Here is a 24,961-nt window from a genome sequence, read left to right on the forward strand (position 1 = left end):
TAGAGTGTAATGGCATAAGGGTGCTTGACTGCAAGACCAACAAGTCGAGCAGGTGCGAAAGCAGGACATAGTGATCCGGTGGTTCCGTATGGAAGGGCCATCGCTCATAGGATAAAAGGTACTCCGGGGATAACAGGCTAGTCTCCCCCAAGAGCTCACATCGACGGGGAGGTTCGGCACCTCGATGTCGGCTCGTCACATCCTGGGGCTGGAGAAGGTCCCAAGGGTTGGGCTGTTCGCCCATTAAAGTGGCACGCGAGCTGGGTTCAGAACGTCGTGAGACAGTTCGGTCTCTATCTATTGCGGGCGTTAGAATTTTGCGTGGAGTTGACTCTAGTACGAGAGGACCGAGTTGAACAAACCTCTGGTGTATCAGTTGTGCCGCCAGGTGCACTGCTGAGTAGCTAAGTTTGGAAGAGATAAGCACTGAAAGCATATAAGTGCGAAACTCGCCACAAGATAAGAATTCTTTTAAGGGTCGTGGGAGATCACCACGTTGATAGGCTACAGGTGTAAAGGCAGTGATGTCATAGCCGAGTAGTACTAATTACCCGTAGATTTCGTCCAAAAAAAGTACAGGTGAAGTAATAAAAACACAAATCAAATAAGCCTAGTATAAAAGGTGAGAAGTTTAAAAAATATTATATAAAATTCCATTAACAATATTTAGGGTGGTTATAGCTGCAGGGCTCACCTGTTCCCATTCCGAACACAGAAGTTAAGCCTGCCTAGCGCTGATGGTACTGCTAATTGCGGGAGAGTAGGTAGCCGCCAGTTTTTTAATACAGAGTCTCACTTATTATATAAGTGAGACTTTTTTGTTTTTATAGGGTTAAAAAATAAGAAAAAAATAGGAATATAAGAGGGATTATAGGTTTAATTAGTTTTACAGTAAGTATGGCCATATTAAAAGTGTATAGTGTATAAAAAAGGGAAATTCCGGGCTTATTATTGGGATTAAATTTTTATTATTTAATTTATGAAGAAGGGAGAATTTGTTTTTTTTATGAATAATGATAATTTTATTTAATAATTCTTTTAAATTCAGGTTTTAATTTGTAATTAAATTTAGTCCTAAATTTCTCAATTTTAGGAGCTATAACGGAGATACAATACGGATGACTAGGATTTTTCTGATAATATTCTTGATGGAAATCTTCTGCCGGAAAAAAATTAACAAAAGGAACAATTTGTGTTACATATTTTCCTTTCCATAAATCTGTAGATTGTGACTTTTTTAAAGATTCTTGTGATAAAATTTTTTGTTCTTCATTTCTATATAGAATTATAGATCTGTATTGTGAACCAATATCAATTCCTTGCCGATTGAGTTGAGTAGGATCGTGTAAAAACCAAAATATGTCTAATATTTCAGAAAATGAAATATACTCTGGGTCATACTCTATTTGTATTACTTCTGCATGATCTGTTAAGCCGGAAGAAACTTGCTGGAACGTTGGATAATCATTATATCCACCTGAATATCCGGAAGTTACTTTATTAACTCCTTTTATCATTTCAAAACATGGACTTAAACACCAAAAACAACCTCCGCCAAATGTCACTTTTTCTAATTTTTTTTCTGTATACTCTGAATATTTTTCTTTGTGTTGATTAGTTTGGCAATTAATAAATAAAAATATATTCAATATTAATATATAGCTTTTCATTTATTTAATTAAAATTTATATAATAATAATTATTTTTTTAATAAAAAAAATAGTTAAGATAATGAACAACAAAAACTGTACTAAAAAATATTTATGTATTTATTTTTTTACAATAAACTTATATTAAGTAAATATTCATTTGTTTTCTAAAATAAATAGCTAAAATATTTATTATATTTGCAATAGTATCCCAAAGTAATATGAATTCAAAGACAGTAAATAAAGATATAGAAATTGTAAAAGAAGTTTTTCGTAAATATTTAGAAGATAAAGGACATCGAAAAACACCAGAAAGATTTGCAATTGTAGAAGAGATTTATTCTACTGATGAGCATTTTAATATAGATTGGTTATATATGAGAATGAAGGAAAAGAATTATAGAGTAAGTAGGGCTACTATATATAATACTATTGAGATTTTACTAGATGCAAAATTAGTTAGAAAACATCAATTTGGAGATGGATTACAAGCTTTATATGAAAAATCATATTTTGCAAAACAACATGATCATATACTTATGATGGATAGTGGAGAAGTTATTGAATTTTGTGATCCTAGAATTCAAACTATTAAAGATTCATTAGAAGAAGTATTTGGTATAGAAATAGAGAGTCATTCCTTATATTTTTACGCAAAAAAGAAAGCTTAGTAAATGAAATTAAATTTTTTATTATTCTTTTTTATAGGATTAATTTTTTCACAAGAAGTTTTCTCACAACCTCAAAAAAATACCAAACCTCAAAAAATAAATTTAATTAATGCAGATCTGGAAGAAGTAAATGAGAATGTTTTTAATGGGAATTTGGTTTATTCAGGGAATGTTATAGCACAGCATGAGACTTCTAAATTACAAGCAGATTCTGTTATTTATTTTCAAGATAAGGACTTTGTTGAAGCAAGGGGGAATATACATTTTACAGATAAAGAAACTTTGTTAACATGTAAAAGGCTCACTTATGATGCGAATAAACGTATGGTTATTGCTTACGATAATGTAAAATTAGTAAGTCCGGATCAAACAGTAGAAACAGAAAAATTATTTTATGATGCTAATATAGATCTAGCTTATTTTGATAATTGGGGAACTGTATATAGGGGAACAAATATTACCAGAACAAAGATAGGTAAATATTATATTAAAGAAAATCGTATAGAATTAGGCGAAAGCTCAACCTTAGAATCTCCTGAATACAAGATAGATGGGTCTAATATAAAATATAATACTCAAACAGGTATAGCTGTATTTGATGAATTTACCAGAATAAATAGTAAAAAAGATTATTCTGTTTACGTTACGGGTACAAAAGGAACTTATAATACTAAAACTAAAGAATCTGTTTTAAAAAAAGATGGGAAAGTGTATTATCAAGGAAAAATTTTATCGGGAGATGATTTATATTTTAATGAGATAAAAGGGTTCGGGAAAGGAATTAAAAATGTAAAATTAGATGATCCTAAAGAAAAAAGATACTTAATAGGAGAATATGGAGAGGTGTATCAATTTAAAGATTCAGCAATTGTTACCGGTAGGCCTTATATGGTGAAAATATTTACTAAGGATTCATTATATCTACATTCTGATACATTAATTGCTATACAAAACAAAGATAAAAAATCTATAATTAGAGGATATCATAACGGTAGATTGTTCAAATCTAATATGTCCGGAAAAAGTGATTCTTTAGTTTATAATGAGTCTATTGGAAAAATAGATTTTTATAAAAAACCAATATTTTGGTCATCAAGTATGAGGCAACTTATAGCAGATACTCTTACAGCTTATTTAAATCCTACGAGCCAAGCTATTGATTCAATGTATGGAAGAAAACATGCATTTATAATTAGTAAAGTGGATTCTTTATCACCTAAGTTTGAGTTTAATCAATCTAAAGGAAGGGATTTACATGCATACTTTGAAAATCAGGAAATTCATATTGTTGATTTAGTTGGGAATGCGGAATCTATTACCTATATAGAGGAAGATAATTCAAAAACACATGAAAAGGAGCGAACAGGAATAGCAAAATCTATATGTGGCATATTGCAGGGAGAGTTTATAGAAAAGAAAATGGAAATTGTTTCATGCAAAATAAATGCAGAATCTAAAATATATCCAGAGAGTAAACTTCCAGAGCGACAACGCTTTTTGCCTGACTTTGATTGGAGGGAGGATGAGCGTTTACGTAAGTGGCAAGATATATTTCCTGATATTTTACCTTTTGATAAAGATAAACCTCGAAAGTCTTTAGATGATATTTTAAAAGAACATGATAAGTTATAAATTATTTTTTAAATAAAAATAATAATAAACTAAAATAAATTAACAAAAATGGTAACTAATAATATTATTAAAAGATGTGGTTGGGTAGGTAAAGATGAAATTTATAAAAAATATCATGATGAAGAATGGGGAAAACCTGTTTATGATGATAATATATTGTTTGAATTTCTAATTTTAGAAGGTTTTCAGGCAGGTTTAAGTTGGATTACTATTTTAAAAAAAAGAGAGAATTTCAGAAAGTCATTTGATAATTTTGATTATAAAAAAATAGCTAGTTACTCTCAACAAAAATTAAATGATTTATTATTGGATGAAGGGATTGTAAGGAATAAATTAAAAATTCAATCAGTTGTGGTAAATGCACAAAAATATATTGAAATTCAAATGGAATTTGGTTCTTTCTGCAACTATATTTGGAGTTTTGTAAATGGGAATCCGATTATTAATAAATGGAGTAATATAAAAGAAGTTCCAGCTTCTACAGAATTGTCAGATAAAATTTCAAAAGATTTAAAAAAACGAGGATTTAAATTTGTTGGAACAACAATAATTTATGCTTTTCTACAAGCAGTTGGTATAGTAAATGATCATATTACCGATTGTTTCTGTTCCATTAGTTAGAGATAGATCTATGACTATAAAAAATCATAAAAATAAAGCAGGAGAAATTATATGTTAGAAAAAAAAGAAATAATTTATGAAAATGCAATTTTAGTTGGCCTGATAACACAAAATCAAGATGAAGAAAAGCTCATGGAATATATGGATGAGCTAGAATTTTTAACTGAAACAGCAGGAGCTAAAGCAATTAAAAGATTTACACAGAAATTAGATCAACCAAATCCCAGAACATTTGTAGGTACAGGGAAATTAGAAGAGATTATCAATTTTGCTCAGGAAAATGAAATAGATACAATTATTTTTGATGATGAGTTAACTCCCTCACAATTAAAAAATTTAGAAAAAGAAATAGATAGAAAAATTATAGATCGAACTAATCTTATATTAGATATTTTTGCTCAGCGAGCCCAAACTTCTTATGCAAGAACACAAGTTGAGTTGGCTCAATATGAATATTTATTGCCTCGTTTAACAAGGATGTGGACTCACTTAGAAAGACAAAAAGGAGGTATAGGTTTAAGAGGTCCAGGTGAAACAGAAATAGAAACAGACCGTCGTATTATCAGGGATAGAATTTCTTTATTAAAAGAAAAGCTTAAATCTATAGATAAACAAATGGCCACTCAAAGGAATAACCGAGGAAAATTAGTAAGAGTAGCTTTAGTCGGATATACAAATGTAGGGAAATCTACTTTGATGAATGTATTAAGTAAATCTGATGTGTTTGCTGAAAATAAGCTTTTTGCAACATTGGATACTACTGTAAGAAAAGTGGTTATAGGTAATTTACCATTTTTGTTGACAGATACTGTAGGGTTTATAAGAAAATTACCTACTCAATTAGTAGAATCTTTTAAATCAACTTTAGATGAAGTTAGAGAGGCAGATTTATTGATACATGTAGTGGATATTTCTCATGCAAGTTTTGAAGATCATATTCAGTCTGTAAATACTATTTTATCAGATATTGGATGTGCAGATAAACCTACAATTTTAGTTTTTAATAAGATAGATAATTTTACATATGAAAAGAAAGATGACGACGATCTTACTCCTATAAAAAAAGGTAATTATTCATTAGAAGACTGGGAAAAAACTTGGATGGGAAAATCAAAGTATCCTACGGTTTTTATATCGGCAAAAACTAAAGAAAATTATAAGGTTATGAAAAAATTAATTTATGAGAAAGTTAAAGAAATTCATGTAAAAAGATTTCCTTATAATGATTTCCTTTTTGAGTACTATGATGATGAAGGTAAAGAAATAAATATGTAAATAATAAAAAATATAACGAATATCAAATTAAAAGAAAACCTGAATTTTTTTCAGGTTTCTTTGTTATAAATTAATTATTTAGCTCTGTTGCAATAAATTCTCCAATTAATTACTACTGCAGATGGAAAATTTCTTCTAATTCTCCTTAAATCTATCTGGGCTGATTCTTTTTTAAAGTAATCCCCTGCAAGCAGTCTCCAATCAGGTCGTAAATAATGTTTTTCAACTCTGAGTTCAGGAAATTCAGATCTAAAATTATTCAACAATGAATTAATATCTTGTTCACTTTTAGCCTCTGCAACTTTTATCATAAATCCGGGAATATCATTTCTTCTCCCACAAACACTCTTAGGAGAATTATTTTTAGGTTTCGTTTTAACTATAGGGGTAGAGGAAGGAGTAGATGAAGTTTTGGTCGATTTATTGCAAATTTCTTTATCATTTAACATTTTGATTATTAAAGGTTCTCCTTTAATAATTAATCTACTTCCTGTGGCTGAATCTACTTTAATAATTACTTCTTGTGCCATGAAGAAAGAAGAACAAGTAAACAGTAGTAATAAAGTTAAAAGATAATTTTTCATTAGTTTATAAATTAATATGATACAAAAATAATGTTTTCTATCAATATAATACCTCACTCTATTAAAATAAATTAAAAGTTAATTTTATAAACATATTACGATCAGGTTTATCATAATTATAAGCTCCAATTCTGTAGTAAAAACCTAAACCAAAGTAATAAATTATATGATTAAATTCAATTCCTAATTCTTGGTAGTAATTTGAGGGTGTTTTAAAATCTATTAAAGAATGTAGGTTTTTGTTTTGAATATTTCCTAAAAGTCCATTGTATAGAAGGGAAATAGATATATTTTCATTTCCCCATAATGGAATATCCTTAAATTTATGAATAAAGAAAAATGCAATAAATTTATCAGCAAAAAATTCACCCGGTAATAATGTTTCAAAAGAATCATAACCTTTTACTGAAAATCTTTTTAAAATAGTATTAGCATTTTTAGCATTTCCGAAACTACCATATAGATTCCATAACACAGTTTTTCCCGAAATGTATCCGGAATTTAAATATAAATGGCTAATTCCCCATTGGTTTTTAATAGAAATATCAGATGAAAAATCAAATTTATTATAATTAAAATCTCCTCCAATTCCTTTCCAACCTTTGGTATAATTAAAATTGAAATGTATAGGTTTGTCTTTTATAGTTAACTTACCTATAGGAGTCATTAAGTATTCACAAAAAGGAGAGTAATTTATTTGAAAGGAGGTAGTAAAATTATGATACCAATGCTTGGTACTAAAGTTTTTATAAATATAAGAATAGTTTGTTTTTTGATTAGAATAATTTAGAATAAAAGTTGTAGAGAATTTTTCAAAAAAATCTTGGTTATAGGAAATTTCACCTTTTCTATAATTATAAAAGATATTATTTTGAATAAAATTTAAATTTTTCTTACTTTCTAAAATAGTTTCTGAATTTCTATAAAAATCAGTAGAAAAAGGATTTACATCTGAATAGGTATCTATACTAAGTTTACCATCATTTTTTTTATTTACATACAAATCAATTCCAATATTACCTTTAAAAGAGGAATCTTTACTTCCAAATCCCGTATATCCGTGAAGAGAATAATTTTGGCTAAACTTATAATTGGTTTTTCCACCTATTTGAAACCTAAATCCTTCGTAATCATTATAACTCAAAAAATTAAGTAAACTTAAATCAAATTCTCCTAAGGAGAGTTTACCTTCTTTTAAAGCAAGGTAAGTTCGAACTTTTCTTTCTATCGGATAAAAATCAAATATTGAAGTAGTAGAAGAGTAAGTTTGTTTTTCAGCAAAATTTAATGGTTTTGATCTGAATGGTGAGATTTTAACTTCTGTATCTTTATTAAAATTTTGCTCTAACTCATAGGTATAACCCTTAAAATCATTTCGGTTATCGGTTTCGGTATCTGTAAAATTTAGCGTTGACGATTCTATAATAATCCAAGGCGTAATTATTAGTTTAGGACTTTTAAATTTTTTATCTAAAAATTTTGAAAAATCAATATTGTTAAATTTAATTTTATTAATGCAGCTTTTTAAGTACCAAAAATCTTTAAATTTAGCCCAATTTAATTCAAAATAACGTGTGAAATTTTGATTATATACAGTTCCTGAATATTTAACTATATTATAATTTTTACTATCTATATATAATAAACCATTACTCCCATTAATTAATAAATTTCTTTTTGAACCAAATGATATTATAAAGATTTTATTATTATTATAAGTAATACTATCAACTAATTTAAAATTATAGGAAAAAAAATTATCAGTTAAAATATCAGGTATTTTATCATACAACATTTGTTCGCCAAATAACTCATAAAAAGGTTCTTTTAATCCTGATACTTGATCGGCTATAATTATATTTTTATTTCCATATTTTTTACTATGCTGAAATTTAGTAACTCTTTCGCCTAAGAATACCAATTCTTGATTAGGATAAGATTGAGATATAGAATCTATATCAATATAATTTTTATTATTTAAATCTATATAAAATTTATTATAAACATAATATTGGTAAGATGATAGAGGAACAGAGTAATTTTTTTTTGCATTTGATAGAATTTGATAAGTATATAACTCGGAATTATTTTCCATTTTATGAGAAGGGAAGAGTTTATTTTGCTGTGCAAAAAAAAATATAGAATATAATAAACTAAACAGATTAAAATACTTTCTCATTAAAAAAGTTATGTGAATCAAAGACTATTTTATATATAATAATCTTTGCAAAGGTAAAATATTTGATTAAAAATTGATATTTTAAAAGATACAGAACTTTTTAGTACTTTTGGAATCTAATATATAAAAGTTTAATGGAATACTTTATTCAAGCTGAAAATGTTACCAGAGCCTATGAAGATAAAATAGCTTTAGATAAATTTAGTATTAATATCCCTAAAGGTAGTATTTATGGTATTTTAGGACCTAATGGAGCAGGAAAAACTACTTTTATTAGAATTATTAATCAAATAACCAAACCAGATAGCGGACAGATTCTTTTTAATGGTGAGCCTTTGCAATCCAAACATATAGCACATATCGGATATATGCCTGAAGAAAGAGGATTATATAAAAATATGAAAATTGGAGAACAAGCCATTTATTTAGCGCAATTAAAAGGGATGAAAAAATTAGAAGCTAAACAAAAGCTGGAATATTGGTTTGATAAATTAAAAATAGAAAAGTGGTGGAATAAGAAATTGAGCGAGTTATCAAAAGGAATGGCTCAAAAAATTCAGTTTGTGGTAACCGTACTCCATAATCCGGAATTATTAATTTTTGACGAACCATTTAGTGGTTTTGACCCTGTAAATGCAAATTTAATTAGAGATGAAATTTTAGAATTAAAAGAAAAAGGGACTACAATTTTATTTTCATCTCATCGGATGGAATCTGTTGAAGAATTATGTGATTATGTTGCCTTAATAAATAATTCTAAAAAAATATTAGATGGTTCAGTAAAAGAAATCAGACACAAATTTAAAGAAGGAAGATTTAAAGTTTCTATAACTAACATAGATTTTAAAGAAATTGAGTATTTTAAACAAATTAAACAACTGGAAAATTTAATAAAGGAAGAGAATACATACACATTTTCTATAAAAATAACCAATAATGAAAATTCAAAAGCTTTAATTACAGACCTGTCTGAAAAAGGAGATATTCTTTCTTTTTATGAAGAAATTCCAAGTATGAATCAAGTGTTTATTGATGCAGTAAAAAACAAAGATATATGAGAAATATATTTTTAGTAATGAGAAGAGAATTTCTCACTCAAATAAGAAAAAAATCATTTATTATTATTACTATTTTGGCTCCTTTGCTAATTATATTAGCAGTAATGGTAATAGCCTATATGATAAAAATGAATGAAACTAATGCCAATATAGCAATTGTAGATGCTAATAACCAATTTTATTCAGATTTTAAAAGTGATAGAAAAAATATATATAATTTTTACCAAGTAAAAGATATTAATTCTTTAAAAGATTCATTAATACATAGCAAAAATCTTGATGCCGTTTTATACGTTCCTAAAATGCAAGATTCTTTAATGGATAATCTACAAAACCATATTCAATTATATACTAATAAGAATCTTAATAAAAAACTTATATATTCAATAGAAAATACAATAAATAAAAAAATAGAAAATAAAAGAAGAATTCAATTAGGATTAAAAAAATCAGATTTAGATAAAATTAATTTCCATGTAAACCTTAAAATTACAAATATAAAAGAGGGAAATAAATCAGATAGTAACTCAACGATTAAAGATGTATTATCACTTTCTTTGATGTATGTAATACTTATGTTCATTATTATTTATGGGACACGAGTAATGAGAAGCATAATGGAAGAAAAAAATAATAGAGTTGTAGAAATTATTATTTCTTCTATAAGACCCTTTGATTTAATGATGGGTAAAATTTTAGGAACAACTCTGGTAGCTATATTACAATTTTGTATTTGGACAATAATGACTCTTTTTCTTTTATTTATAGGGCAAGTTTTTTTAGGTCATGAATTGATAGTAAATTCTATACAACATGAAGAATTTCAAACATTAATGAATCATGATACAGAATTACAAATTAAAACCATAATAGACTCATTATTTGAGCTTAATTATCCACTTATAATCTTTCTTTTTATATTTTTTTTCTTTTCAGGTTATTTATTCTATAGCTCATTTTTTGCAGCTATTGGAGCAGCGGTTGATAATGATACTGAAACCCAACAATTTATGCCTATTATTGTAATACCTTTACTATTAGGTGCTTATGGGTGCATTACCATAATTAATAATCCTGAGGGACCGGTTGCTTTTTGGTTGAGTATAATTCCTTTTACATCCCCTATGGCAATAGTGACACGATCTTTTTATGGAATACCTTTATGGCAGTTAATATTATCTATATTTATCATGCTTGCTTCTGTTTTATTAATGGTTTATATATCTGGTAAAATTTATAGAGTAGGAATTTTAATGTATGGTAAAAAAGTTAATTTTAAAGAAATATGGAAATGGATAAAACAATCTTAAAAATTTAAAAATATTACAAGAATTATATGTAGTATATCACTTTATTTGTAAAAATAAATGTATTACTTTAGCATAACAAAAAACAAAACAATCAATTTATAAAAAGGATAAAAGAGATGACTATAAAATTACGCTTAATAATTCTAGTGTTTTTACAATATTTTGTATGGGGAGCTTGGTTAATCTCTTTAGGAGGATATGCCGGACTTTCTACAATGGAAGGAGGCTTAGGATTTTCCGGAATACAAATTGGCAGCTTATTTGCCACAATGGGAATAGCCTCACTTTTTATGCCGGGGTTATTAGGAATTATTGCAGATAGATGGATGAATGCAGAAAGAGTATTAGGAGCAAGTCATTTGATAGCTGCCTTATTTTTAATTATAGCCTCACAAATGAAAGATTATGCATGGTTTTATACTTTTTTATTATTGCATACTTTTTTTTATATGCCTACTTTGGCTTTAACTAATACTGTTTCATATAATGCACTTGAAAAAAATGGATTAAACTCTGTGACGGCTTTCCCTCCAATTCGAGTATGGGGGACTGTAGGTTTTATAGTAGCCATGTGGATCGTTGATTTACTAGGATTTGCAAGAAGCCCTATTCAATTATATGTGAGCTCAGGAGCAGGAATTTTAATGGCTATATATTCTTTTACCATGCCCGAAACGCTTCCAACAAAAAGTAATAATTCACGTAAATTGTCCTCAGCTCTTGGCTTAGATGCCTTAATTCTTTTCAAAAAAAAGAAGATGGCAATATTTTTCTTTTTTTCAATGTTATTAGGATGCTCATTACAAATAACTAATGCTTTTGGAGGACCTTTTTTAGATAGTTTTAAATCTGTATATCCCAACTCTTTTGGTGTAAAGCACCCTAATCTATTACTCTCTATTTCACAAATTTCAGAAACTCTTTGCATATTATTGATACCATTTTTCCTTCAAAAGTTTGGTATTAAAAAAGTTATTATGTTAAGTATGTTGGCTTGGGTCTTGAGATTTGGATTATTTGGATTAGGAAATCCTGCAGATAGATTATATTTATTAGTTTTATCAATGATAGTATACGGTATGGCCTTTGATTTTTTCAATATTTCCGGATCTTTATTTGTTGAAAATGAAACAGATAAAAGTATGAGGGCTAGTGGCCAAGGTTTATTTATGATTATGACGAATGGCTTAGGGGCAATTTTAGGAAGTTACGGAAGCGGATGGGTAGTACAGCACTTTACAAAAAATAATATTACTGATTGGCCCACAGTATGGTTTATTTTTGCTGGCTATTCTTTATTTATATTGATTATTTTTCCTTTTGCATTTAGACCCAATCATCATCCGGATAGCAAAGGATCTATTCATCAATAAAATAGAAAGAATAATTTTTTAATAAGTAATTTGTTATTGAGGAATATAATTATCTTCTTTAATGCTGAGGAATAAACCATTTTTGGGTTTTACTGAATAAAAATCCAATGAGTATTCCAACGAAAATACCGGTAATTATATCTAATGGAAAATGTACCCCAACATAAATCCGACTATATGAAACCAAAAATGCCCAAATAAATAAAAGAAAAGGTGCATATTTATGTTTTTTATAAAACAAGGTAGATAAGTAAGTAACTAATCCAAATGAATTTGCAGCATGAGCAGAAAAAAAACAAAATGAACCTCGACAATTTTCTATGACTAATCGGAAAAGTCCGTTTAATTCAGAGTTTCTGCAAGGTCTTGGACGTTTTACCCAATGTTTGATAAGAGAAGCAAAATTATCAGTTATAGCAATCATTATTGCTATACTAATTAATATCAGAATAGTTTTTTTCCATCCATATTTTTCTATAAGAATAATAAGAATGAGAATATAAACAGGAATCCAACAATATTCATTGGTTATAAATAACCAGAAGCTATCAAAAGATTTACTTCCTAAATTATTTAGAAATAGAAATAAATTTATATCCCATTGAATTAGATCATTCATACAATCTAACTTCTTTTAACAGGACCCTCGAAAGTATCATCAAATGCAGATGTTATATTGTTACTATCCTCATTAACAGAATCCTTGATGTTTTTTTTAGCTTCCTGTATTTCATCTTCTATTTCTTTTAGAGAATCATTTTCCTCTATCTGCGACATTACTTCTCTTTTTATATTATCTGTAGCATCTTTCATAGCTCTTACTCCTTGCCCTAAACCGCGGGCTATTTCCGGTATTTTATCAGGACCAAATAACAGTACAGCTATAAATAAAATGACAATTATTTCTCCAAAACTCACGACTATATATTTTATGTTTTTACAAATACAAAGTTACTATTTTATTTATAGAGAAGATTTGAATTAATAACAAAAAAACAGGTTTCATAAAAACCTGTTTTTTTCTATTTCAATAATTTATTTTTATTTTACGTTAGCTAGTTTAGGACTATCAGTAGCTCTATCATAACTATATTTAGTTAAGTCATAAGATAGAGCGGATGCAATATAAATAGAAGAATACATACCAAAAGTAAATCCTAAGAATAAAGCAAACATAAATCCTTGAAGGCTTTCTCCACCAAAGAAAAATATAATTACTGTAACCATAATAGTAGAAACCCCAGTGTTTATCGTTCTTCCCAATGTATGATTGATAGCATCATTATATAATTCTTCCAAAGTCATTGTATGATGAATATTATGTTTTTTATTTTCACGTATACGGTCAAATACTATCACAGTGTCATTAATAGAATATCCTATGATTGTAAGAATAGCTGCAATAAAAGATTGATCTAGCTCAACTGAAAAAGGAACAATTTTTAACCATCCTAATACAGAAAATATACCCATGACAATTATTGAATCGTGAAGTAAAGAAATAACAGCACCGGTAGACATTTGCCAGTTGTTGAAACGTACTAAAATATATATAAAAATTCCGGCTAAAGCTATGGATACAGCAATTACACCATTTCTAACAATTCCGCTGGCAACAGTTGGTCCAACTTCAGATGCAGACTGAATACCATAAGGGGTACCTTTCACAAATTGATCTTTTGTATATTTTGAAGGTAAATAATTTTTTAATCCGGAATATAACTTTTCTCTAATTATTACATCAATATTCGGATCATTACTATCTACTCCATATTTAGTTGTAATTCTTACCTGATTTCCTTCACCATATTTTTTAGCATCCACATTTGTGGTTTCTCCATTTATTACAAATAATTTTTCAAGATTATGAGATATTTCTTCTGGTTGAATAGACTTATTAAGTTTAATTACATAGGTTCTTCCTCCAGTATAATCTACCCCTTTATCAAAACCTTTGGTAAATATAGAAACTACAGCTATGAGCATTAAAATTAAAGAAAAGATATAAGCAAATTTTCTTTTCTCCATCCATTTAAAATGAACATTGGTAAACCAATTTTTAGTAATTTTAGTAGAAAGAGCAAAATTTACTCCTTTCTCCATAGCTCCATATATAAATAAACTTGTAATAAATATAGCGGTAAATAAAGTACAGAAAATACCAATAACTAAAGTAACCGCAAATCCCTTAATAGGTCCAGTACTAAATAACAAAACTATCCCTACAATCAAAGTAGTTAAATTTCCGTCTATGATAGCAGCTAAAGCATGTTTTTGACCTTCAGAAAAAGCTTGTTTTAAAGGCTTTCCCATTCGTATTTCTTCTTTTACCCTTTCAAAAATAATAATATTAGCATCAACAGCCATAGCCATAGATAAAACGATTCCTGCAATACCCGGAAGAGTAAGAACAGAACCTGTTGAAGCCATAATTCCTACCAAGAAAAATAGATTTAGTATCAAAGCTATGTTAGCATAGAGTCCTGCTTTTCCATAATAGAAAAACATCCATATCAAGATAAAAACATAAGAAACTATAATAGAAAGTAATCCATTGTTAATGGATTGTTGTCCTAAAGTAGGACCAACAATTTCAGATTGGATAATTTTAGCTTTTGCCGGAAGTTTTCCTGATTTTAATACATCAACCAAATCATTAGCTTCTTGTTCATTAAATGAACCAGTGATTACAGATTGTCCGTTAGGAATAACTGTATTAACATTAGGAGCTGTATAAACAACATCATCAAGTACAACGGCAATAGGTTTACCTATATTTTTTTCTGTTAATTCTTTCCATATAGAAGAACTTTCATTATCCATTTGCATACTTATTTGGATTCTGTTGAACTGGTCAAAAGTAATTCCCGCCTCAGTAACCGCTCCAACTAATGGAGCTTTATTATTTTTAGTTCCTCTAATAGCATAAAGTTCTAAATCGTTTGGAAATTTAGAATCAGGTTTTGCTGCCCACAATAACTTTGTATAACGCATACCCATAGGTAGGAGATTTTTAGCCTTATCAGAGTATATTATTTTATTAATTGCAGCAGTATCTTTTATTTTAGCTGTAGCTACAGCGTTAGGTTGGTTAGAAGGAGATAAAAGTCCTAATAACTTATTATTAGCAATTTTTTGATTTACATCAGCTAGGTAACTCCATGCAGAAGATTGATCGTAAACTTCCCAAAATTCTAGTCTGGCAGAGGTTTGAAGTAATTTTTTAACTCGATCGGCATCAGAAACCCCTGGTAATTCTACTAAAATTCTGCCTGTACCAGGTACTCTTGCTATATTAGGTTCATCTATATTTAGTTTTTTAATACGAGCTCTAATAACATCAATGGCTGTGTTTACTCTAGACTCAACAACACCGGTTATATATTTTTCAACTTCGGCATCAGTTGTATTATATTGTATTTGTTTAGAAAGAGCTTTAGTACCAAAAATATCAGGGGAAGATAATTTTAGATTAGGTTGCCCAAGTTCTGTTTTAGCTTTTTCAAAAGATTTAAAAAATATTGAAGTATAGGTAGCACTGGATTTTGTTTGTTCAGATGTAGCCATATCCAAAGCTTTTTTGAATACAGGATTTTCTGAATTATCTGCTAAATCTAAAAGTAAGTCTTTTTCAGAAATTTCTAATAAAAGATTAAGACCTCCCTTAAGGTCTAACCCCAATTTCATTTCATTCTTTTTAGCATCATGATAATTTAATTTAACAATTCCCAAATTTAGAGTATCTTTGGCTAATTTTTCAAGTTGCTCTCTTTTGCTTCCTTCAGTTCCGTTAGATAAACTGTTAGCCTTAGATTCTATACGATTAACATAAAATGTCGGGAATAATTCTGCAATACAGATTAGTGTAAGAACTATTGCAAAAAATTTAACAAATCCTTTTCCTTTCATTGTGACTATTTATAATGTATAAATTTTTTCTATTAGTCTGCAAATATAATAGTCTATTTCATGTCCGCCAATTATTTATACATTTTTTTTGATTTAAATGGTATTCTATAACAATCAAATGAAATTTTATTGAAAAATATATAAAAAAAAATAGCATTTTGTACTTATAAATACAATCCATTTTTATATTTGCACTTTCAATTTTTGTAATGCAACAGGAAATTTTAAATGCGGTTAAAGTACTAAAAGAAGGAGGGCTAATTCTTTATCCTACAGATACTATCTGGGGAATAGGTTGCGATGCAACTAATGAGGAAGCTATTGAAAAAGTATTTAAATTAAAACAAAGAAGCAAAGAAAAAAAATTGATTCTTTTGGTTGAATCAGAGAAGCGTTTACAGGATTTAGTAGAAGTTTCTGCTTTGGCTTGGGAATTAATAGATATTTCAAAAAAGCCTATGACTATAATATATGAAAACCCTAAAAATTTACCATACAACTTAATATCCGAAGATCATACAATAGGAATAAGATTGACTAAAGATGAATTTTGTAAACAACTTATTTCTAAATTAAATAAACCTTTAGTTTCTACTTCAGCAAATATAAGCGGAGAAGCTTCTCCTAAAAATTTTAGTTCAATTTCTCCTTTAATTTTGGAGGGTGTAGATTATATAATAAATTTGCGTCACGAAGAAGAAAAAGAATATAAGGCTTCATCTATAATAAAATTATCAATAGATGGTAAAATCAAAATAATCAGAGAATAATGAATATTCATGAATTTAGATAAAGCACTACAATTACCTATTTTTAAGCAAATATCAAAAGTATCTAAAAATAGAAACCAACGGGTTTTTGTTATAGGAGGTTTTGTACGTGATTATTTAATAAATCAGTCCGAACCAAAAGATATTGATATTGTAACAGAAGGAAGCGGAATAGAATTAGCTGAAGAAATAGCTAAAATGTTTCAGCCCAAACTCAAAGTCAGTGTTTTTAAACGATTTGGTACGGCAATGATTAAAAATGATAAATATGATTTAGAATTTGTTGGTGCCAGAAAAGAGAGTTATTCTCCAGATTCTCGTAAACCCTTTGTAGAAAATGGAAGTTTAGAAGATGATCAGAAACGAAGAGATTTTACGGTCAATGCTATGGCGATAAGTCTTAATGAAAAGGATTATGGAGAGTTAATAGATCCATTTAATGGTAAAGAAGATTTGAAATTTAAAATTATACGTACTCCATTAAATCCGGATATTACCTATTCAGATGACCCGTTGAGGATGATTCGCGCTATAAGATTTGCAACTCAATTAGGGTTTTCTATAGAAAAAGAATCCTTTGAAGCTATTAAAAGAAATGCAGAACGTTTTGATATTCTTTCCAAAGAAAGAATAACTGATGAATTCAATAAAATCTTAATGAGTTCTACTCCGAGTGTGGGATTGAAATTACTGTATGAAACCAAACTTTTAGAAAGATTTTTACCAGAACTTACAGCTTTACAAGGTATAGAGGAAGTAGAGGGGCAGACCCATAAAGATAATTTTTATCATACTATTGAAGTAGTTGATAACATAAGTAAAAAAACGAATAAATTATGGTTAAGGTGGGCTGCATTATTGCATGATATTGGTAAAGCAAAAACTAAAAGATTTGATAAAAATATTGGATGGACTTTTCATTCTCATGAATTTGTAGGCAGTAAAATGGCAGTAACTATTTTTAAGAGGTTACATTTGCCTTTAGGGGATTCACTTAAATATGTTCAAAAACTTATACAATATAGTTCCCGTCCTATTTCATTAATTACTGATGAAGCTACTGATAGCGCTTTAAGAAGATTATTATTTGATGCAGGGAATGATTTAGAAGATTTATTTTTACTATGTAAATCAGATATTACTACTAAAAATGATAAAAAGCAACAACAGTTTAAAAGAAATTTTGATTATGTTGAAAAGAAAATCAAACAAGTAGAAGAAAAAGATCAAATAAGAAATTTTCAGCCTCCGATCACCGGTAATCATATAATGCAAACTTTTGAAATACTTGAAGGAAGACAAATTGGGATAATTAAAGAAGCTATAAAAGAAGCAATTTTAGAGGGAATAATTAAAAATGATTATAATAATTCATATAATTATATGTTAGAATTAGGGAATAAATTAAATTTGAAACGAAAAAACTAAATTAAAAATGATTTATAAAATTAGAGTAATCCTTGAAACAGATGATGATGTATTCCGAGATATTGAAATTAAAGATACACAGACATTATGGAATTTATATGAAGGTATTAAAAGTGCATTCACCCTTTTGGGCGATGAACTAGCATCTTTTTATAAATCTGATGTGAACTGGAATCAAGGAGAGGAGATTCCTTTAGAAGATATGTCTGATGAAGGTGATGGAGAAACTATGTCAGATGTTTATATTAAAGAAGCTTTTAGTAAGGTTGGAGATAGGATGTTGTTTGTTTACGATTTTATGAAAATGTGGTCATTTTATGTAGAACTTTTAGAAATTGTAGATAAAAAAGCGATAGGCAATTATCCTTTAACAGTTTATAGATTCGGGAAAATGCCATTAAAAGCTCCAAATAAGAAATTTATATCACCAACAGAGATAGATGATTTCGGAGAAGTAGGAGATGTAGATTTGAATATTAAATTTGAAGATGATGATTCTTTCAGTAATGAAGAAGAAGAAGATATTTATGATGAGGAAGATGATTTAATAGAAGATGATATATAATAAAATAGAATAAACATTTAAATTTATAAAAAAAAGCCTCTATACAGAGGCTTTTTTTTATAAATTACTTTATATTATTGTAAATCATCATTTTCATATTTTTCATCTAAAACAAAATCATCCATAAATTTAGTAGTATAATCTCCTTTAACAAAAAGAGGTTCATTCATTAACTGTTTATGAAAAGGAATTGTTGTTTTAACCCCCTGAATATGAAATTCATCTAAAGCTCTTTTCATTTTAGAAATTGCCTCTTCACGATTATGCGCAGTAACAATAAGTTTTGCTATCATGGAATCATAGAAGGTTGGAATTTGATATCTTTGATACACATGAGTATCTACTCTTACTCCGTTTCCTCCGGGTATATTTAAATCATTGATAGTTCCCGGACAGGGCCTGAAATCATTATAAGGATCTTCTGCATTAATTCTACATTCAATAGAATGCATTTTTGGATAGTAACTTTTACTAGGAACTTTGTAACCATTGGCTAGTTCTATTTGGAATTTAATTAAATCCAAATCAGTAATTTGCTCTGTTATAGGATGTTCCACTTGAATTCTGGTATTCATCTCCATAAAATAAAAGTTTCTATTTTTATCTACCAAAAATTCAATAGTACCAACACCTTCATAGCCAATACATTCTGCTGCTTTAATAGCAGCATTTCCCATCTTTTCACGAAGTTCGTCTGTCATAAAAGGGGAAGGCGTTTCTTCAACTAATTTTTGATGCCTTCTTTGTATGGAACAATCTCTTTCCGAAAGATGAATAGCTTTGCCAAATTTATCACCCGCTATTTGAATTTCAATATGCCTTGGTTCTTCAATTAGTTTTTCCATATACATCCCTCCATTTCCAAAAGCAGCTTCTGCTTCCTGTATGGCTGATTCCCATGCTTTTCTTAAGTCCTCAGGTTTCCAAATGTCCCTCATTCCTTTTCCCCCACCACCAGCAGTGGCTTTAATCATAACCGGATAACCAATTTTTTCAGCAATTTTTTCAGCCTCTTCAAAACTATTTATAAGTCCGTCAGAGCCTGGAATAGTAGGTACCCCAGCCTTTTTCATAGTAGCTTTAGCAGAAGCTTTATCTCCCATACGTTCAATATTTTCAGGAGTAGCTCCTATAAACTTAATTCCCATTTTTTGGCATGACCTTGAAAAATTTGCATTTTCAGATAGAAATCCATAACCAGGATGTATTGCATCTGCATTTGTTACTTCAGCGGCAGCTAATATATTAATAGGGTTTAGATAAGAATTTTTACTTGCAGGAGGACCAATACAAACTGCTTCATCCGCAAACCTCAGGTGCATACTTTTAGCATCAGCGGTAGAATAAACAGCAACAGTTTTTATACCCATTTCTTTAGCTGTTCTTAGAATACGCATGGCAATTTCGCCTCGATTAGCAATCAAAATTTTTTTAAACATAAATTTAGTTTTTATTTTGATTTAAAAAATTAAGAGGGATCTACTAAAAATAAAGGTTGATCAAACTCAACAGGAGAAGAATCTTCGACTAAAATTTTTACAATCTTACCAGAAACTTCAGATTCTATTTCATTAAATAATTTCATAGCTTCAATTACACATACTACGGTACCTGAATTTACAGAATCTCCTACATTTACAAAAGCCTCTTTATCCGGAGAAGATTTCCTATAAAACGTACCTATCATAGGAGATTTAATAGTTATATATTGTGAATTATCTTCTGAATTATCTTCTGAAAGAGTTGAAGATGTATTGGTTGTTTGTATTTGAGGCACAGTTGGTAATTGTTGTACAGGAATTGGTTGTACGGGCTGATTAACAGCTGGATATATTACTTCTGAATTACGAGTTTTAATAGATATCTCAAATTCTTCTGTTTTATAAGTCACTTCTGCAACATTAGATTTTGAAACAAATCTAATCAAGTTTTGAATGTCTTTAATGTCCATGAACTAAAGCTTTTTTAAATTTCAAATTTAAATTTATTTTTATTAATACACAAAAAACCATTTAATTAATTAAATGGTTTTAATATTTTAAAGATCAGTAAATTGGATTAATCTTCTGCAGTTTCAGCAGCTTTTTCCATAACTACTTTTCCTCTGTAATACAATTTATCTTCGTGCCAATAAGCTCTATGGTAAAGATGTAATTCTCCCGTTGCTGAGCATTTAGCGAGTTGAGGAACAGATGCTTTATAATGTGTTCTTCTTTTATCTCTTCTGGTAGAAGACTGACGTCTTTTAGGATGTGCCATAATTCCTTAAATATTATATTATTTAATTACTATTTTAACTTTATAAGTCTTCATCTGTATTAGGAAGACCATATTTTTTTAATAAATCCGTATATTCATCCTCGTATCCTTGTAAATACCTTGGATGAACATGTTTCATTGGTATAGATAAAATTACACATTCAAATATTAGCTGCGAAATATTAACACTATGTGAACCTACAGGAATAATTAATATTTCTTCATTACTGTCATCATATTCTTCCCCAAACTTAACAAGGGTTTTGATCTTGTTATTAATAGTTTGTTCATAATCTTTGTCAGAGATATCACAACGTAAAATTACAGTACCACTGATATTTATTTCCAATTCTAAAAATGAAGAATGTTTAATAAGTAAAACATTTACTTCTATTGCAGGATTATAAAACTCCTGATCAAAATCAAATAAATCAAAAAACGATTGCTCAATGCTCATATTAAAGCTATGGTTTCCAAGCTTTAAAGATGAAAATGAGATATCATAATTGTGTAACTTTTCCATAAAAATGGATTGCAAATTTAAAGATTTGTTTCAAAACTACAAACTTTATTTAAAAAAATAATAAATGTAAAACATAGATTTTGAGATTATTTCGAGTAAAGGTAATATAGTAAAGTATGTATTTTTAATATTGTTATTTTTATATTAAATAATTTTTAAACTTGCTTTTATTCTTCAGTTCAGATTTGATTAAAAAAAAAATTTTCAATTATATTTGCTAAATGTTATTGAGAGAATATTTAAATATTTATTTAGATGAATAAAATCCTTATAAAATATATTAGTTTAAATATTTTAATTACACTTATTGTTTTTTTTATATTTTATTTTTTTTCATGGAACTTATTTTATAAAACCTATGCTTTTATCTCTTTTTTAATTATTGATATAGCTTCCATATTTGTTTTTTTGGGGGTATACTTTTCTTTTAAAAAAATCTTTAAAAGGATTTTTACAGCTTATCTTTTTTTTACATTCTTCAAAAATATATTTTTATTATTTTATTGTTTTAAGTATAAGCAGGTTACGGAGAGATTGATTTTTTATCTATTTATAGTTTACATTATAACGATAAGCATTGAAATTATATATATTTTAAAACTTTTCTATTTCAGTGAATCTAAAAAAACAATAACATGATAAAGCTCATGTATATGTTATATATATATTAAAAATAGTTATATTTGCAAATCTATTTTATGGAAAAATGAAGAAATTTATATTTAGTTTTTTGGTTTTACTTTTTGTTTCAAATATAGTGCTAGCAGAAGATAAAAATCAAAATTCAAATAAGGAGTTCAATCCAACCGAAACAGCTTTACATCATGTGAAAGATTCGCATCAGTTTTCTATTTTAGGTGAAAGGTTAGTGCTAAATTTACCTGTAATCTTATGGACAGAAAACGGATTGGTTTGCTTTTCTTCGAAAGAATTTAATGGAGACGATACGGGTAAAGTTAAAGTTGAGAAAAATGGATTAGCTTTAGCAAAGTATCATGAAAAAATTTATTATGCTAATGCTACACCAAATTTTGAAGGAAATTACTTAGATATAGAACATGAACATCCTGTAAATAAAACTCCATGGGATTTTTCAATTACAGAAAATGTGTTTTCTATGTTTCTTTCTATGATTCTATTATTAGTGATATTTGTAGGAGCAGCAAGATATTATTCTAGTACAAAATATAACGGAGTACCTAAAGGGGTTGCGTCAGTAGTAGAGCCAATAATCGTATTCATCAGAGATGAAATAGCTATTCCTAATATTGGTGAAAAGAAATATAAAAAGTATTTGCCTTTTTTATTAACTATATTTTTCTTTATATGGTTGAATAATATTTTTGGATTGATTCCATTCTTTCCATTTAGTGCGAACTTAAGTGGGAATATAGCATTCACATGTACTTTAGCTTTGTTTACATTTATCATTACTACTTTTAGCGGGAAAAAAAATTATTGGAAGCATATCTTTTGGGCACCAGGAGTACCCGTTCCGATGAAACTTTTTTTAGCTCCGATAGAATTTATAGGTATATTTACTAAACCTTTCTCATTAATGATTCGACTTTTTGCTAACATAACAGCCGGGCATATAATTATTATTAGTTTAATTTCTCTAATATTTATATTTAAATCATATTTAGTAGCACCCGCTTCAATTGTAGCAGTAGTTTTTATATTTTTAATAGAAATTTTGGTAACTGCTTTACAAGCATATATTTTTACAATACTTTCGGCTTTATACTTTGGCATGGCTGTTGAAGATTCACACGAAGAACATTAATTTTAATATATATAAATATGGAAGTAGTTGGAGCAGGTTTAGCTGCAATAGGAGCAGGTTTAGGAATTGGTTTAATTGGTGGAAAAACGATGGAAGCCATAGCCAGACAACCAGAAGCTCAAGGGAAAATTCAATCTTCTGCTTTAATTTTAGCAGCATTAGTTGAAGCGGTAGCATTATTTGCTATTGTAGTTTCTTTAATTAAAAATTAAATAAGAAGAGTAGAAATTTTAAGAAAACCTGATTTTAACGGTTGGTTTGTTCAGGTTTTCTTTAAATATTAAATAATTATTCAAAAATACAAGATAAACTCAAAGATATATTATGGATTTATTAACCCCTGAAATTGGATTAGTTTTTTGGACTACTATTTCATTTATTGTATTATTATTTTTATTAGGGAAATTCGCATGGAAACCTATTCTTAAAGCTTTAGAAAATAGAGAAAATTCTATTCAAAAATCTTTAGATGAAGCTAAAGATGCAAGAGAAAAAATGATGGAATTAACTTCTCAAAATGAGCAGATTTTGAAAGAAGCAAGAATTGAAAGAGAATCGATTCTTAAAGAAGCTAGAGAAATAAAAGATAAAATGATTAATGAAGCAAAAGAATCTGCAGTACTTGAAAGTAATAAAATAATTTCTGCAGCTAAAGAAACCATCAATAATGAAAAGATGGCAGCCGTTAATCAAATTAAAAAAGAAGTAGCAGATTTATCCATAGATATAGCAAAAAAAGTTTTACAGAAAGAGCTTAACTCTGCAGAAGAACAAAAGAAATTAGTTGAAACTTTGCTAGACCAATCCAAATTAAATTAAAATGTCCAAAATAAGAATTGCAAGAAGATATGCAGATGGTTTGTGGGATTATGCTTTATCTGTGAAAGAAGAAGAGATAATTGTTGAGGAAATGCAATCTTTAATAAATATCATTAACGGAAGTAAAGACTTTCAGTTATTTCTTAAAACTCCTATTTTAGAAACTGAAAGAAAAATACAAATTGCAGCTCAAATTTTCAAATCTTTCTCTAAAACGACTCAACATTTTATTACTTTAGTTATCAAACAAAATAGAGAATCGGATTTAATAGATATAGCGGAAGAAGTTATTCATATCTATAATGAATATAAAGGAATTCTGCAAGTGACTATTACCTCAGCAATACCATTAGAAGATAAAACTATTTCAGATATCTTAATAAAATATGGAAAACTAGATGATCCAAAAAAAGTAAGAGTAGATAATAAAATAGATGAAAGTATAATTGGGGGATATATTTTACGCTTAGGAGATCAGCAATTAGATGCAAGTGTAAAAACAAAATTAGAAAACATCAAAAAACGGTTTGAACAAAAAGTATATTAGATA

The 24,961-nt window shown here is 28.3% G+C and carries 24 protein-coding genes and 2 rRNA genes; 16 read left to right on the forward strand and 10 right to left on the reverse strand.

The window, feature by feature from the left end; all coding sequences use genetic code 11:
* Nucleotides 1-568: ribosomal RNA gene (locus C4S76_RS01765) — 23S ribosomal RNA — on the forward strand; the annotation flags it as partial.
* 99 nt (nucleotides 569-667) lie between these two features.
* Nucleotides 668-777, forward strand: a 5S ribosomal RNA gene (gene rrf, locus C4S76_RS01770).
* A gap of 245 nt (nucleotides 778-1,022) precedes the next feature.
* Here the strand turns inward: rrf and msrA are convergent.
* On the reverse strand, nucleotides 1,023-1,670 hold the full coding sequence (gene msrA / locus C4S76_RS01775; RefSeq protein WP_105192105.1) for a peptide-methionine (S)-S-oxide reductase MsrA: 648 nt from the start codon (nucleotides 1,668-1,670) through the stop codon (nucleotides 1,023-1,025).
* A 200-nt stretch (nucleotides 1,671-1,870) separates the two neighbouring features.
* On the opposite strand from msrA, the gene C4S76_RS01780 reads away from it, so the two are divergent.
* Genes C4S76_RS01780 through hflX form a run of 4 tightly spaced genes read left to right on the forward strand, consistent with a single transcriptional unit; the run spans nucleotide 1,871 to nucleotide 5,848 of the window.
* Nucleotides 1,871-2,320 (forward strand): Fur family transcriptional regulator, encoded by a 450-nt coding sequence (locus C4S76_RS01780; RefSeq protein ID WP_105192106.1) that lies wholly within the window; start codon nucleotides 1,871-1,873, stop codon nucleotides 2,318-2,320.
* Between the two features lie 3 nt (nucleotides 2,321-2,323).
* Complete coding sequence (locus C4S76_RS01785; protein ID WP_105192107.1) at nucleotides 2,324-3,952, forward strand: OstA-like protein; 1,629 nt, start codon at nucleotides 2,324-2,326, stop codon at nucleotides 3,950-3,952.
* A 48-nt stretch (nucleotides 3,953-4,000) separates the two neighbouring features.
* Entirely contained in the window at nucleotides 4,001-4,573 is a 573-nt protein-coding gene (locus tag C4S76_RS01790) for a DNA-3-methyladenine glycosylase I (protein ID WP_105192108.1), read from the forward strand.
* A 51-nt stretch (nucleotides 4,574-4,624) separates the two neighbouring features.
* Nucleotides 4,625-5,848: a GTPase HflX gene (gene hflX / locus C4S76_RS01795; protein ID WP_105192109.1), complete on the forward strand. Its 1,224-nt coding sequence runs from the start codon at nucleotides 4,625-4,627 to the stop codon at nucleotides 5,846-5,848.
* A 74-nt stretch (nucleotides 5,849-5,922) separates the two neighbouring features.
* On the opposite strand, the gene C4S76_RS01800 is transcribed toward hflX, so the two are convergent.
* Together C4S76_RS01800 and C4S76_RS01805 are read right to left on the reverse strand one after the other, a co-directional pair.
* Nucleotides 5,923-6,432 carry an SPOR domain-containing protein gene (locus C4S76_RS01800; RefSeq protein WP_105192110.1) on the reverse strand — a complete coding sequence of 170 codons (510 nt, stop codon included), beginning with the start codon at nucleotides 6,430-6,432 and terminating at the stop codon, nucleotides 5,923-5,925.
* Between the two features lie 61 nt (nucleotides 6,433-6,493).
* Complete coding sequence (locus C4S76_RS01805) at nucleotides 6,494-8,527, reverse strand: hypothetical protein (RefSeq protein WP_146105660.1); 2,034 nt, start codon at nucleotides 8,525-8,527, stop codon at nucleotides 6,494-6,496.
* A gap of 218 nt (nucleotides 8,528-8,745) precedes the next feature.
* Between C4S76_RS01805 and C4S76_RS01810 the strand changes: the two genes are divergently transcribed.
* The 3 genes from C4S76_RS01810 (at nucleotide 8,746) to C4S76_RS01820 (ending at nucleotide 12,352) form a co-directional block, all read left to right on the forward strand.
* Nucleotides 8,746-9,669, forward strand: coding sequence for an ABC transporter ATP-binding protein (locus C4S76_RS01810; RefSeq protein WP_105192112.1), 924 nt, complete (start codon nucleotides 8,746-8,748; stop codon nucleotides 9,667-9,669).
* A complete protein-coding gene (locus C4S76_RS01815; RefSeq protein ID WP_105192113.1) occupies nucleotides 9,666-10,979 on the forward strand; it encodes an ABC transporter permease in 1,314 nt (437 codons plus the stop codon). Before C4S76_RS01810 ends, C4S76_RS01815 begins: the two co-directional genes overlap by 4 nt.
* A gap of 116 nt (nucleotides 10,980-11,095) precedes the next feature.
* The gene (locus C4S76_RS01820) at nucleotides 11,096-12,352 is read left to right on the forward strand and encodes a nucleoside permease (RefSeq protein WP_105192114.1); all 1,257 of its coding nucleotides are present in this window, start codon (nucleotides 11,096-11,098) and stop codon (nucleotides 12,350-12,352) included.
* Nucleotides 12,353-12,410: 58 nt separating this feature from the next.
* Here C4S76_RS01820 and C4S76_RS01825 read toward each other — a convergent pair whose 3' ends face one another.
* The 3 genes from C4S76_RS01825 to secD all read right to left on the reverse strand — a co-directional run bounded on the left by C4S76_RS01825 (nucleotide 12,411) and on the right by secD (nucleotide 16,261).
* Nucleotides 12,411-12,971, reverse strand: coding sequence for a phosphatase PAP2 family protein (locus C4S76_RS01825; protein WP_105192115.1), 561 nt, complete (start codon nucleotides 12,969-12,971; stop codon nucleotides 12,411-12,413).
* Between the two features lie 5 nt (nucleotides 12,972-12,976).
* Nucleotides 12,977-13,270 carry a Sec-independent protein translocase subunit TatA/TatB gene (locus C4S76_RS01830; protein ID WP_245915769.1) on the reverse strand — a complete coding sequence of 98 codons (294 nt, stop codon included), beginning with the start codon at nucleotides 13,268-13,270 and terminating at the stop codon, nucleotides 12,977-12,979.
* A gap of 123 nt (nucleotides 13,271-13,393) precedes the next feature.
* Nucleotides 13,394-16,261 carry a protein translocase subunit SecD gene (gene secD / locus C4S76_RS01835; protein WP_105192118.1) on the reverse strand — a complete coding sequence of 956 codons (2,868 nt, stop codon included), beginning with the start codon at nucleotides 16,259-16,261 and terminating at the stop codon, nucleotides 13,394-13,396.
* Between the two features lie 221 nt (nucleotides 16,262-16,482).
* On the opposite strand from secD, the gene C4S76_RS01840 reads away from it, so the two are divergent.
* Genes C4S76_RS01840 through C4S76_RS01850 form a run of 3 tightly spaced genes read left to right on the forward strand, consistent with a single transcriptional unit; the run spans nucleotide 16,483 to nucleotide 19,024 of the window.
* Complete coding sequence (locus C4S76_RS01840) at nucleotides 16,483-17,031, forward strand: L-threonylcarbamoyladenylate synthase (RefSeq protein WP_394335582.1); 549 nt, start codon at nucleotides 16,483-16,485, stop codon at nucleotides 17,029-17,031.
* A gap of 9 nt (nucleotides 17,032-17,040) precedes the next feature.
* A complete protein-coding gene (locus tag C4S76_RS01845; RefSeq protein ID WP_105192120.1) occupies nucleotides 17,041-18,459 on the forward strand; it encodes a CCA tRNA nucleotidyltransferase in 1,419 nt (472 codons plus the stop codon).
* Nucleotides 18,460-18,466: 7 nt separating this feature from the next.
* The gene (locus C4S76_RS01850; RefSeq protein WP_105192122.1) at nucleotides 18,467-19,024 is read left to right on the forward strand and encodes an IS1096 element passenger TnpR family protein; all 558 of its coding nucleotides are present in this window, start codon (nucleotides 18,467-18,469) and stop codon (nucleotides 19,022-19,024) included.
* Between the two features lie 74 nt (nucleotides 19,025-19,098).
* Here the strand turns inward: C4S76_RS01850 and accC are convergent, their stop codons facing one another.
* The 4 genes from accC to C4S76_RS01870 all read right to left on the reverse strand — a co-directional run bounded on the left by accC (nucleotide 19,099) and on the right by C4S76_RS01870 (nucleotide 21,806).
* Nucleotides 19,099-20,463, reverse strand: coding sequence for an acetyl-CoA carboxylase biotin carboxylase subunit (gene accC, locus C4S76_RS01855; RefSeq protein ID WP_105192123.1), 1,365 nt, complete (start codon nucleotides 20,461-20,463; stop codon nucleotides 19,099-19,101).
* A gap of 29 nt (nucleotides 20,464-20,492) precedes the next feature.
* Nucleotides 20,493-20,975 (reverse strand): acetyl-CoA carboxylase biotin carboxyl carrier protein, encoded by a 483-nt coding sequence (gene accB, locus C4S76_RS01860; RefSeq protein WP_105192125.1) that lies wholly within the window; start codon nucleotides 20,973-20,975, stop codon nucleotides 20,493-20,495.
* 107 nt (nucleotides 20,976-21,082) lie between these two features.
* A complete protein-coding gene (gene rpmF, locus C4S76_RS01865) occupies nucleotides 21,083-21,283 on the reverse strand; it encodes a 50S ribosomal protein L32 (protein ID WP_105192127.1) in 201 nt (66 codons plus the stop codon).
* Nucleotides 21,284-21,323: 40 nt separating this feature from the next.
* Complete coding sequence (locus C4S76_RS01870; protein ID WP_105192129.1) at nucleotides 21,324-21,806, reverse strand: YceD family protein; 483 nt, start codon at nucleotides 21,804-21,806, stop codon at nucleotides 21,324-21,326.
* Between the two features lie 706 nt (nucleotides 21,807-22,512).
* Here C4S76_RS01870 and atpB point away from each other — a divergent pair.
* From atpB to atpH, 4 genes are all read left to right on the forward strand, one after another.
* The gene (gene atpB / locus C4S76_RS01880; RefSeq protein ID WP_105192133.1) at nucleotides 22,513-23,592 is read left to right on the forward strand and encodes a F0F1 ATP synthase subunit A; all 1,080 of its coding nucleotides are present in this window, start codon (nucleotides 22,513-22,515) and stop codon (nucleotides 23,590-23,592) included.
* Nucleotides 23,593-23,609: 17 nt separating this feature from the next.
* Nucleotides 23,610-23,804: an ATP synthase F0 subunit C gene (gene atpE, locus C4S76_RS01885; RefSeq protein WP_105192135.1), complete on the forward strand. Its 195-nt coding sequence runs from the start codon at nucleotides 23,610-23,612 to the stop codon at nucleotides 23,802-23,804.
* Nucleotides 23,805-23,916: 112 nt separating this feature from the next.
* Nucleotides 23,917-24,411, forward strand: coding sequence for a F0F1 ATP synthase subunit B (locus C4S76_RS01890; RefSeq protein WP_105192137.1), 495 nt, complete (start codon nucleotides 23,917-23,919; stop codon nucleotides 24,409-24,411).
* A 1-nt stretch (nucleotide 24,412) separates the two neighbouring features.
* The gene (gene atpH / locus C4S76_RS01895; RefSeq protein WP_105192139.1) at nucleotides 24,413-24,958 is read left to right on the forward strand and encodes an ATP synthase F1 subunit delta; all 546 of its coding nucleotides are present in this window, start codon (nucleotides 24,413-24,415) and stop codon (nucleotides 24,956-24,958) included.
* The last annotated feature ends 3 nt before the right edge of the window (nucleotides 24,959-24,961 follow it).

Origin of the sequence: Apibacter adventoris, assembly GCF_002964965.1 — a bacterium.
Classification (GTDB): domain Bacteria; phylum Bacteroidota; class Bacteroidia; order Flavobacteriales; family Weeksellaceae; genus Apibacter; species Apibacter adventoris.

Bases quoted from the DNA above. Each gene is read 5' to 3' on its own strand.
- C4S76_RS01890 (WP_105192137.1), top strand. From the start codon at position 23,917: ATGGATTTATTAACCCCTGAAATTGGATTAGTTTTTTGGACTACTATT.
- C4S76_RS01785 (WP_105192107.1), top strand. From the start codon at position 2,324: ATGAAATTAAATTTTTTATTATTCTTTTTTATAGGATTAATTTTTTCA.
- C4S76_RS01805 (WP_146105660.1), bottom strand. From the start codon at position 8,527: ATGGAAAATAATTCCGAGTTATATACTTATCAAATTCTATCAAATGCA.
- C4S76_RS01815 (WP_105192113.1), top strand. From the start codon at position 9,666: ATGAGAAATATATTTTTAGTAATGAGAAGAGAATTTCTCACTCAAATA.
- accB (WP_105192125.1), bottom strand. From the start codon at position 20,975: ATGGACATTAAAGACATTCAAAACTTGATTAGATTTGTTTCAAAATCT.
- C4S76_RS01800 (WP_105192110.1), bottom strand. From the start codon at position 6,432: ATGAAAAATTATCTTTTAACTTTATTACTACTGTTTACTTGTTCTTCT.
- hflX (WP_105192109.1), top strand. From the start codon at position 4,625: ATGTTAGAAAAAAAAGAAATAATTTATGAAAATGCAATTTTAGTTGGC.
- rpmF (WP_105192127.1), bottom strand. From the start codon at position 21,283: ATGGCACATCCTAAAAGACGTCAGTCTTCTACCAGAAGAGATAAAAGA.
- atpE (WP_105192135.1), top strand. From the start codon at position 23,610: ATGGAAGTAGTTGGAGCAGGTTTAGCTGCAATAGGAGCAGGTTTAGGA.
- C4S76_RS01870 (WP_105192129.1), bottom strand. From the start codon at position 21,806: ATGGAAAAGTTACACAATTATGATATCTCATTTTCATCTTTAAAGCTT.
- msrA (WP_105192105.1), bottom strand. From the start codon at position 1,670: ATGAAAAGCTATATATTAATATTGAATATATTTTTATTTATTAATTGC.
- C4S76_RS01850 (WP_105192122.1), top strand. From the start codon at position 18,467: ATGATTTATAAAATTAGAGTAATCCTTGAAACAGATGATGATGTATTC.
- C4S76_RS01820 (WP_105192114.1), top strand. From the start codon at position 11,096: ATGACTATAAAATTACGCTTAATAATTCTAGTGTTTTTACAATATTTT.
- C4S76_RS01825 (WP_105192115.1), bottom strand. From the start codon at position 12,971: ATGAATGATCTAATTCAATGGGATATAAATTTATTTCTATTTCTAAAT.
- accC (WP_105192123.1), bottom strand. From the start codon at position 20,463: ATGTTTAAAAAAATTTTGATTGCTAATCGAGGCGAAATTGCCATGCGT.
- C4S76_RS01790 (WP_105192108.1), top strand. From the start codon at position 4,001: ATGGTAACTAATAATATTATTAAAAGATGTGGTTGGGTAGGTAAAGAT.
- C4S76_RS01780 (WP_105192106.1), top strand. From the start codon at position 1,871: ATGAATTCAAAGACAGTAAATAAAGATATAGAAATTGTAAAAGAAGTT.
- C4S76_RS01845 (WP_105192120.1), top strand. From the start codon at position 17,041: ATGAATTTAGATAAAGCACTACAATTACCTATTTTTAAGCAAATATCA.
- secD (WP_105192118.1), bottom strand. From the start codon at position 16,261: ATGAAAGGAAAAGGATTTGTTAAATTTTTTGCAATAGTTCTTACACTA.
- atpH (WP_105192139.1), top strand. From the start codon at position 24,413: ATGTCCAAAATAAGAATTGCAAGAAGATATGCAGATGGTTTGTGGGAT.
- C4S76_RS01810 (WP_105192112.1), top strand. From the start codon at position 8,746: ATGGAATACTTTATTCAAGCTGAAAATGTTACCAGAGCCTATGAAGAT.
- atpB (WP_105192133.1), top strand. From the start codon at position 22,513: ATGAAGAAATTTATATTTAGTTTTTTGGTTTTACTTTTTGTTTCAAAT.